Annotated in this window: 9 protein-coding genes; 1 reads left to right on the forward strand and 8 read right to left on the reverse strand. The window is 71.2% G+C overall.

From position 1 onward, the window contains the following. From O1R50_RS19410 to O1R50_RS19445, 8 genes are all read right to left on the reverse strand, one after another. Positions 1-816 (reverse strand): sulfite exporter TauE/SafE family protein, encoded by an 816-nt coding sequence (locus tag O1R50_RS19410; RefSeq protein ID WP_270111836.1) that lies wholly within the window; start codon positions 814-816, stop codon positions 1-3. After that, positions 816-1577 (reverse strand): type III pantothenate kinase, encoded by a 762-nt coding sequence (locus tag O1R50_RS19415; protein WP_270111837.1) that lies wholly within the window; start codon positions 1575-1577, stop codon positions 816-818. The genes O1R50_RS19410 and O1R50_RS19415 overlap by 1 nt, the downstream gene beginning before the upstream one ends. 3 nt (positions 1578-1580) lie before the next feature. Further along, entirely contained in the window at positions 1581-2480 is a 900-nt protein-coding gene (nadC, locus tag O1R50_RS19420) for a carboxylating nicotinate-nucleotide diphosphorylase (RefSeq protein WP_270111838.1), read from the reverse strand. Next, a complete protein-coding gene (locus O1R50_RS19425) occupies positions 2477-4132 on the reverse strand; it encodes an L-aspartate oxidase (protein WP_408612749.1) in 1656 nt (551 codons plus the stop codon). The genes nadC and O1R50_RS19425 overlap by 4 nt, the downstream gene beginning before the upstream one ends. Before the next feature lie 420 nt (positions 4133-4552). After that, positions 4553-6046 (reverse strand): S10 family peptidase, encoded by a 1494-nt coding sequence (locus O1R50_RS19430; RefSeq protein ID WP_270111840.1) that lies wholly within the window; start codon positions 6044-6046, stop codon positions 4553-4555. A gap of 11 nt (positions 6047-6057) precedes the next feature. After that, positions 6058-6480, reverse strand: a complete 423-nt coding sequence (gene panD, locus O1R50_RS19435; protein ID WP_270111841.1) for an aspartate 1-decarboxylase — start codon at positions 6478-6480, stop codon at positions 6058-6060. Continuing rightward, entirely contained in the window at positions 6477-7304 is an 828-nt protein-coding gene (panC, locus tag O1R50_RS19440; RefSeq protein WP_270111842.1) for a pantoate--beta-alanine ligase, read from the reverse strand. Before panC ends, panD begins: the two co-directional genes overlap by 4 nt. Beyond that, positions 7301-8203: a Rossmann-like and DUF2520 domain-containing protein gene (locus O1R50_RS19445; protein WP_270111843.1), complete on the reverse strand. Its 903-nt coding sequence runs from the start codon at positions 8201-8203 to the stop codon at positions 7301-7303. Before O1R50_RS19445 ends, panC begins: the two co-directional genes overlap by 4 nt. A 129-nt stretch (positions 8204-8332) precedes the next feature. On the opposite strand from O1R50_RS19445, the gene O1R50_RS19450 reads away from it, so the two are divergent. Beyond that, complete coding sequence (locus O1R50_RS19450) at positions 8333-9289, forward strand: SAM-dependent methyltransferase (RefSeq protein ID WP_270111844.1); 957 nt, start codon at positions 8333-8335, stop codon at positions 9287-9289. The last annotated feature ends 143 nt before the right edge of the window (positions 9290-9432 follow it).

The raw sequence follows: 9432 nt of genomic DNA on the forward strand, positions 1-9432 counted from the left end.
TCAAGTCGCGAGCATGTAGACGATCGCGGCAGTGCCGACGACCGCGATGGCGCCGCGGAGGGCGGGGGCGGGGAGCCTGCGTCCGATGCGGGCGCCGACGAGGCCGCCGAGGGCGGAGCCGGTGGCGATGAGGGCGACCGCGGGCCAGTCGAGGCTGGCGGGGGCGATCAGGGCGAAGGTGGCGGCCGCGATGAGGTTGACGACCATGACCAGGAGGTTCTTGAGACCGTTGAGGGACTGGATCGTCTCGGCAGTGAGCAGGCTCAGCAGGCCGACGATGAGGATCCCTTGGGCCGCACCGAAGTAGCCGCCGTACACGCCGAGCAGGAGCACCCCCGCGAACGTGCCGGCGGTCTTCCACCACGGGACGCTCGCGGCCTCGGGCCGGGAGGCCGCGCGGCGGGCCGCGGCGCGTTGCACGAGCGGTCCGAGCAGGGCCATCGCGATGCCGAGCGCAATGAGCGCGGGCACGATCAGCTCGAACGCCTCCGACGGCAGCAGGAACAGGAGCGCGGCACCGGCGGCGCCGCCGACCGCCGAAGCGGGCAGCAGGAGCCGCGCCAGGTGCGCGGTGGCGCGCAGTTCACGCCGGTAGCCGAAGGTGCCGGAGAGGCTGCCGGGGACCAGCCCGAGCGTGTTGGAGACGTTCGCGACCACCGGCGGGTATCCGAGCAGAAGCAGCACCGGGAACGAGATCAGGGTCCCCGAGCCGACGACGGTGTTGATCGTTCCTGCGCCGAACCCGGCGGCGAAGATCGCGGCCCACGCGAACCAGTCGGCGCCCGCACCCGCCTGGCCCAGGGTCGCGATCACCATCAGACGTTGCGGTCCCAGATCATTCTGAGGCCGTGCAAGGTGAGGTTGGGTTCGTAGTGGGTGACCGTCTCGCACTGCTCGATCACGACCGGGGCGAGGCCGCCGGTGGCGACAACCGCCGTCGGGGTGGCGCCGAGTTCTTCGGTGATGCGGCGGACGAGGCCGTCGACCTGCGCCGCAGTGCCGTAGACCATGCCCGACTGGAGGCATTCGACGGTGTTCTTGCCGATGACGCTGCGCGGCTTGACGAGCGGGATCTTCAGCAGGTTGGCGGCGCGTGAGGCCAGGGCGTCGATCGAGATCTCGATGCCCGGGGCGAAGGCCCCGCCGAGGAAGTCGCCGTGCTCGGAGATGACGTCGATGTTGGTCGAGGTCCCGAAGTCCACGGTGATGCAGGGCCCGCCGTAGAGGTGGAAGGCCGCGTGCGTGTTCGCGATCCGGTCGGGCCCGGCCTCGCGGGGGTTGTCGATGCTCAGGCGCACACCGGTTTTGATGCCGGGGGCGATCTGCACGAGGTGCGCGTGCGGGTAGTACCGCTGCACCATCTTCGCGACCTCCGCACCCTGTTGGGGCACAGTGGACGAAAGGGCGATGCCGCTCAGGTCCACGCCGTCACCGTCGAGCAGGGCCCTGAAGGTGAGCCCCAGCTCGTCGGCGGTGGCGTGCGGGTCCGTGCGGATCCGCCACGAGTGCTTGAGGGTCTCGCCCTCGAAGACGGCGAGCACCGTGTTGGTGTTCCCGATGTCCACGCACAGCAGCACGGTCTACTCCTCGAAGTCGAGTCCGATGTCCAGAATGGGCGAGGAGTGGGTGAGGGCGCCCACCGAGATGTAGTCGACCCCGGTGGCGGCGTAGTCGACCACGCTGTCGAGGCTGATGCGCCCGGTGGCCTCGAGCTCGGCGCGTTCCCCGACCGCTTCGACGACCTCGGTGAGCTCCTTGGGACTCATGTTGTCGCACAAGAGGAACACAGCACCGGCGGCGACCGCTTCGAGCGCCTCGTCGATGGTCTCGACCTCGACCTGGATGTCGATCTCGGGCTCCGCCGAGCGGACGGCGGCGAAGGCCTCGCTGATCGAACCGGCCGCTTCCTTGTGGTTGTCCTTGATCATCGCGACGTCGTAGAGGCCCATGCGCTTGTTGTCGCCGCCGCCGGCGCGCACCGCGTACTTCTCCAGGGCCCGCAGGCCCGGGGTGGTCTTGCGCGTGTCGAGGACGGTGGTGTGCCAGTCGGCGAGCACGTCCGCGAAGCGGCGGGTGTGCGTGGCGATGCCGCACATGCGGCACAGCAGGTTCAGGGCGGTGCGCTCGGCCGCGAGGAGTGAGCGCGTGGGGCCGGAGACGCGGGCGAGGACCTGGCCGGCGCGGATGCGCGCGCCTTCCTTAGCGAGGTAAGTGAACTCGATGTCGCCGGGCATGGCGTGGAAGACCGCGTGCGCGACCGGGAGGCCCGCGAGGAGCCCGTCGGCGCGGGCGGTCACGGCTACTGTGGACTTGCGCTCGGGTCCGAAGATCGATTCGGAGGTGACGTCGCGGCGGGCGTGCGAGAGGTCCTCGTCCAGGTAGTCCTGGACGGCCACGTACACGTCTTCAGGGTCGAGGCGGAGGGCGAGCAGGCGCTCGTCCAGTCCGGCCCCGCCGGGCGCTTCGGCGAATCGGCTCATGCGATGGGCTCCCAAATGGTTTCGAGCTCCCCGTCGGAGCTGATGGAGAGGTTGAGGTGCCCGAGCCAGTCCGCTTCGGCCTCGGGGTGGTCCTCGCGCCAATGGCTGCCTCGGGTCTCCCGCCGCCGGTGGGCGGCGGCGGTGACGGCCGCGGCGACCGTGAGGAGGTTCGTCGCCTCCCATGTGGCCGGTCGCGGACGTCCAGACACATTGTCCCCCAAAGCCGTCAGCGACGCTGCGGTGGCCTCCAGCGACGCCTCGGAGCGCAGCACCCCGGCCCCGGCGGTCATCGCCTCCTGGATCGGCGCGCGCGAGGTCGTGGAGCAGACGTCGCCCTCGCCCTCGGGCGCCTCGGCGATCCCGGGGCTGGGCTTGTTCTCGGCGAGGTCGTCAGCGATGCGCTGGGCGAACACGAGCGCTTCGAGCAGCGAGTTGGAGGCGAGGCGGTTCGCGCCGTGCAGGCCCGTGCAGGCGGCCTCACCGGCGGCGTAGAGGCCGGGAACGCTGGTGCGCCCGAACAGGTCCGTGCGCACGCCGCCGGAGGAGTAGTGGGCGGCGGGCGCGACCGGGATCATGTCGACGACCGGGTCGATGCCGAGCGCGCGGCAGGACGAAGTCACGGTGGGAAAACGCGTCTCCAGCATGTCCTTGCCGAGGTGGCGGGCGTCGAGCCACACGTGCGGCCTCCCCTCGGCGCGCATGCGTGCGGTGGCGGCCTTGGCGACCACGTCGCGCGGGGCGAGCTCGGCGAGCTCGTGCGCGCCGACCATGAAGCGCTCGCCCGAGTAGTCGCGGAGGTGCGCGCCCTCGCCGCGGATCGCCTCGGTGATCAGGGGCTGTCGGTCCCCGCCGATGCCTTCGAGGAACAAGGCGGTCGGATGGAACTGGACGAACTCGAGGTCGGTCACAGTCGCCCCGGCCCTGAGGGCCAGCGCCACGCCGTCGCCGATGGACACGGAGGGGTTGGTGGTGGACTGGAAGATCTGACCGAGGCCGCCGGTGGCGAGCACGACTGCGCGGGCTTCGACGCCGCCGACACCGTGCTCGACGCCTTCGCCGAGGATGTGGAGGCTGACGCCGGCGGCGTTGCCTTTGGCGTCGGTGAGCAGGTCCAGGACCATGGCGTGCTCGATGATGCGAATCCAGGGGTCGCGGAGGACGGCGGCGTGGAGGGCGCGCTGGATCTCGGCGCCGGTGGCGTCGCCGCCGGCGTGGACGATGCGGCGGGCCCGGTGGCCGCCTTCGCGGGTGAGCTGGAGTGAGCCGTCTGGGTGGCGGTCGAACTCGGTGCCGAGGTGGATGAGGTCGGCGATGCGGGCGGGGCCTTCGGTGACGGTGACGTCGACCGCGGCCGGGTCGCAGAGGCCGACGCCGGCGATCTGGGTGTCGCGGGCGTGGGATTCGGGGCTGTCGAGGGGGTCGAGGACGGCGGCGACGCCGCCTTGGGCCCAGCGGGTGGAGCCGTCGTCGATGCGGACTTTGGTGACCACGGTGACGTGGAATCCGGCCCGGCGCAGGTTGAGGGCGCAGGTGAGCCCGGCGACGCCGGAGCCGATGACGCACACGTCGGTGGTCTCGGTCCAGGTCGGTGCCGCGGCCCGCATCCGGCGCGGGAGGCGCGGCAGGGTCGGGAGTGGCACTGAGTGAGGCATGGTCGCGGGTGACACGTGCCGTTGCCCTTCTAGCGGTGGACGCCCGGTCGCCCGGGTGCCCGTTCGATGGGTGCGCCGCCGATGGGCTCGGCGGACGGCTCAACTGTGCCCCCCTGGGCACGGTGGGTGCCAACCGGGTGTGGCGTGCGTCCCGCTTTCGACGCGGTGGCGCCAAGGCGGGTCGGGCGCGCCGCGGGCCTGATGCCGGGGCACTCCGAAGGTCCGTCGCGCCTCTGGGAAAGGGCCCCCGGTTGCAACGCTAGCGGGGTGTTCCTGAAGGGGAGCTGAAGCGGGCCGCCGGGGACGTTCGGCGCAGCTGCGGCCGCGGCGCCGGTTCGCCCCGCCGCCGCGCACGGCCGGGCCCGGCCTTCGCCGCGTGTCGCGGCTCTTGCCGGGCCCGGATTCGCGTGCATGTCGGTGTCAGCCCCGGTTTGCGGCGCGCTGGATGAAGTCGGCGAGGTCGGCGGACTGCTGGACGCGTGATTCCTCGTGGACGTACATCATGTGCCCGGCGGGGTAGGTCTTCGTCTCGATGCGTTCGCGGTCGGCGAGGGGGATCTCGAGGTGGTCGAGGGTGTATTCGATGGCCTCGATGGGGACGCCGCCGTCGTAGCGGCCCATCGCGATGTGGACCTGCAGGAACGGGTTGAGGCGCATGACGTTGCCGAGTTTGCCGATGACGTCGACGGCTTCGCCCTCGAATTCCTTGTACGACCACGGGTGCACCGCGCGGGAGAGGCGCTCGTACACGTGGTCGTTCTCGTATTCGAGCTCGGAGCGCACGTAGTACTGGAGCGCGGCCGAGTACGGGCCGTCGGTGCCGACCAGGAAGGGGTCGTACGGCATCTGCTCGTGCGTGTAGTGGTCGGCGGGCCCGGTGAAGCGGGTGTCGAGGCGGCCGGTGATGAGGCGCTTGTGCCGCAGCAGCTCGGCGTAGAAGCGGGTGTGCTCGAGTCGGAGGTTGGCGCGGTCGACGTAGTCCTCGCTCACGCCGGCGAGCGAGGCGATCTTGGCGACGGCGGCGGCGCGCGTCTCGGGGTCGAGGTTCTGGCCCTTGGCGAGGATGCCGCGGAACTCGTCGGCGTAGGCGCGGGCCTCGTCGACGACTTCTTCGAGGGTGCGGTCGGGGTGGAGCCCGTGGTAGTGGGCGGTGGCCGCGTAGGTGGGGAGGAACAGCGGGTCGGGCAGTTCGGAGCGGCTGGCGTGGTACAGCGTCTCGGTGTTGAACGCGGGGGCGATGAACATGACGCCGTTGAGCGCCATGCCGAACCGGGTCTGGAGGTACTCGGCGATGCCGGCGCCGCGGGTGCCGCCGTAGGACTCGCCGATGAGGAACTTCGGTGAGAGCCAGCGGTTGTTGCGGGTGGTCCACAGCCGGATGAGCTCGCTGATGGACTCGATGTCCTTGGAGAATCCGTGGTAGTCCTTGGCCTTTTCGCCTTCGACGGCGCGGGAGTAGCCGGTGGAGACCGGGTCGATGAAGACCAGGTCGGTGTGGCGCAGCAGGGTCTCCTCGTTGTCGAGCAGGCCGAAGGGCGGCGGGGTGAGGCTCCCGGCGTCGCCGGAGTTCACGCGGCGGGGGCCGAGGAGGCCCATGTGCAGCCAGATCGAGGAGGAGCCGGGGCCGCCGTTGAAGGCGAAGGTGACGGGGCGTTCGGTGACGTCGGCGTCGTCGAGGGTGTACCAGGTGATGGAGACCTCGGCCTTGGGCTTGCGGCCGTTGAACTTGTCGTCCTCGGTGATCTCCTCGTGGAGGACGATGCGGCCGGTGGTGGCGGTGTAGGCCAGTTCTCCGAGGGTGTGGTGGGTGGTCTTGAGGTCGTCGGCGGGTTCGGGCTTGTCGGCCTTCTTCTCGTCCGCGCCGTTCTTGTCGGCGCCGTTCTCGGCGGCCTCGTGCTTCGCTTCGTCGGTCATGAAAACAGAACTTACCGCGCGGCTAGTGGGGACGCCACAGGGTTGCCGGCGGTGCCGGGGGCGGGGTGGGCCTTGTCCGCGTTGACCTCGATGATCTCGTTGCGTTCGTTGACGTGGACCACGGTGGGTTTGAACGCGCGGGCTTCGGCGTCCTCCATCTGCGCGTAGGAGATGAGGATCACGAGATCGCCGGGTTGGACGAGGCGGGCGGCGGCGCCGTTGATGCCGATGACGCCGGTGCCGCGCTCTCCCGCGATCGTGTAAGTCTCGAGGCGGGCGCCGTTGGTGATGTCGACGATGGCGACGAGTTCGCCGTCGAGGATGTCGGCGGCGTCGAGCAGGTCTGCGTCCACGGTCACGGAGCCGACGTAGTGGAGGTCGGCCTGGGTGACGGTGGCGCGGTGGATCTTGGACTTGAACATGGTCCGGATCATCGGGCGTCTCCAATGCTTACGGGGGCGTTGTCGATCAGGCGGGTTGTGCCCGCCTTAGCGGCGATGAGCAGTCTCGCGGGCCCCTGTGCGGGGGCCTCGCCGAGGTCGGCGGCGCGGACGACGACGTAGTCCAATTCCAGGCCGGGCTCGGCGGCCAGGGTCTTCTGGGCCGCGGCGAGCGGGTCGGGCGAGTCCTGCGCGGCCTTGATGGCGCGCGGGATGGCAAGGGCGGCAGATCGTTCGGCCTCGGAGAGGAACACGTTGCGGCTCGAGCGGGCGAGGCCGTCGGCTTCGCGGTCCGTCTCCACGGGCACGATCTCGATCCCCATGTCGAGGTCGCGGCTCATCCGGCGGACCATCGCGAGCTGCTGGAAGTCCTTCTCGCCGAAGCAGGCCGCGTCCGGCTTGGTCAGGTGGAAGAGCTTCGAGACGACGGTGAGCACGCCGGTGAAGAACCCGGGCCGCGAAGCGCCCTCGAGGATCTCGCCGTCCGGTCCTGCATGGACGGTGGTGAGCCCGTCGCGGCCGTCGGGGTACATCTCGTTGACGCTGGGCGCGAACACGAGGTCGACGCCTTCGGCCTCGCACATCGCCAGGTCGGCGTCGAGGGTGCGCGGGTACTTGTCCAGGTCCTCGTTCGGCCTGAACTGCAGCGGGTTCACGAACACCGTGACGATCACCGAATCGGCGACCTCCTTGGCGCGCTTGAAGTTCGCACGGTGTCCATCGTGGAGCGCACCCATCGTGGGGACGACGGCGACGCGCCCGGGCAGGGCCGCGCGGGCCTTCGCCAGGTCGGCCTTGGTGTGGACCAGAACGGTCACGGCGTCTCCTCCTTCTCCGGCTCCGCGAGGACCTCGAGCAGCCCTTCGGCATCGGCGCTCTTCAAACGGCCGGACGCGAGGGCGCGCTCGGCGGTGCGGCGGGCCATCGTCCGGTACACGTCCTCGATCCCGGTCCCGGCCAGCGCGTCCAGGTGGCGGGCGACCGTGCCGGCGTCGCCGCGCGAGACCGGGCCGGTGAGCCCGGCGTCGCCGTGGCGCAGCGCGTTGTCGAGCGAGGCCGACACGAGCGGCGAGAGCAGCCGCTCGGGGTTGGCGACGCCGATGGCGCGCAGCTGGTCGGCCGCGTCGTTCACGAGGGTCGTCAAGTGGTTGGCGGCGTAGACGAGCGCGGCGTGGTAGCGGGCGCGGTCGGCCTCGTCCACGTGCTCGGGGGTGCCGCCCATCTCCAGTGCGAGCGCTTCGCCGACGAAGCGGGCCTCGGCTTCGCCGGTGATGGCCCATGAGACGCCCGCGAGGCGTTCGAGGTCCTCGTCGCGGCCCGTGAAAGTCATCGCGGGGGCCAGCGCGACGGTCAGTGCCCCGGCGTCGCGGGCAGGCCGCAGCACGTCGGCGCCGAGTGCGCCGGAGGTGTGGACGACGATCTGTCCCGGCCTGATGGGCAGGGAGGCGGCGAGGGCGGCGATGGCGTCGTCCGGGACGGCGATGAGCACCAGTTCGGCGGCGGCGACGACGTCGGGCGCGGGGAGGATCTCGGCGCCGGGCAGGTGGCGGGCGGCGCGGGCGAGGGAGGCGTCGGATACGGCGGAAGCGGCGACGACCCGGTGGCCGGCGCGGGTGAGGGCCGCTCCGAGAATGGAGCCGACCCTGCCTGCGGAGACGATCCCGACGGCGAGTCGGGAGGCGGGCCGCTGCGGGGCTGCGCTGCGCTGCTGATCCATGTTGCTGATCCAGTCCTTTTTTCGAGGTACCGGTCATTGCTTACGCGTTAATTGTGCTTCGCGGGATCGCTAACGCCAGTCTGGGAGGCTGTGAGTGGCAATTCTCACTCGCGGGCTATGGTCGGGGCCATGACGGGGTTCGAGCGCTGGAGCGCGGCGATGGCTCGGGCCCTGTACGGGCCGGGCGGGTTCTACCGGCGTGAGCTGCCGGGACGTCATTTCGCGACCAGTGCGCAGACGCCGGCGTTCGCGGAGGCGGTCGCGCGGTTCGCCGACCAGGTCGACGAGCGCCTGGGCCGCCCGGAGGCGTTCACGGTGGTCGACGTGGGAGCGGGGGGCGGGGAGCTCTTGGAGCGACTCGCCGGGCTCCTCGACGAGCGCATCCGGCTGGTGGCTGTGGAACTCCGGCCGCGGCCCGAGTACCTGCCGGGCCGCGTCGAATGGCAGGCGGAAGTCCCCGAGTCGGTCGAAGGCCTGCTCATCGCGTGCGAGCTGCTCGACAACGCGCCGTGCGACGTCGCGGTGGTCGATGCCCGCGGCCGGGTCCGCTACGAGGAGGTCGACGAGACAGGCGAGACCCGGCTGGGCGACCCGATCAGCAGTGCGGACGCGGCCTGGCTCGCCGAATGGTGGCCGATCGCCGCCGAAGGCGAACGGGCCGAGATCGGCACGCCCCGCGAAGACCTGTGGCGCGGCCTGACCGCCCGCCTGGCGCTGGGCACCGCCCTCGCGATCGACTACGGCCATCTGAAGGGCGACCGCCCGCGCTCGGGCACGATGACCGGATTCAAGGGCGGCCGCGAAACCCCGCCGATCCCGGACGGCACCAGGGACATCACGGCGCACGTCGCGGTCGACGCCATCGCGTGCGACCACCTCGAATCCCAGCGGGACGCCCTCCTGAGGCTCGGCCTGGACGCGGCCCTCCCGGATCTCGCGCTCGCCTTCCAGGACCCGATCAGGTACGCCGAGGAGCTGGCGAGGGCCAGCGCCTCGACCAGGCTCACCGACCCGGCGGGTCTGGGGGCGCACTGGTGGCTCCGCACTGAGCGCCGGCCGGAGTCCCCGGGGGCCGTGCGGCGGTGAGGCCGCGGGCGGCTCGTCACAACCGGGCGATGATGAGGGAGATGTCGTCGTGGGCGCCGCCGGCGACGCCGAGTTCGTCGAGGACGGTGTCGGCCATCCGCCGCGGTTCGAGGGCGCTGTGGCGGCTCAGGGTCTCGCACAGC

Origin of the sequence: Glycomyces luteolus (assembly GCF_027622875.1) — a bacterium.
Classification (GTDB): Bacteria; Actinomycetota; Actinomycetes; order Mycobacteriales; family Micromonosporaceae; genus Glycomyces; species Glycomyces luteolus.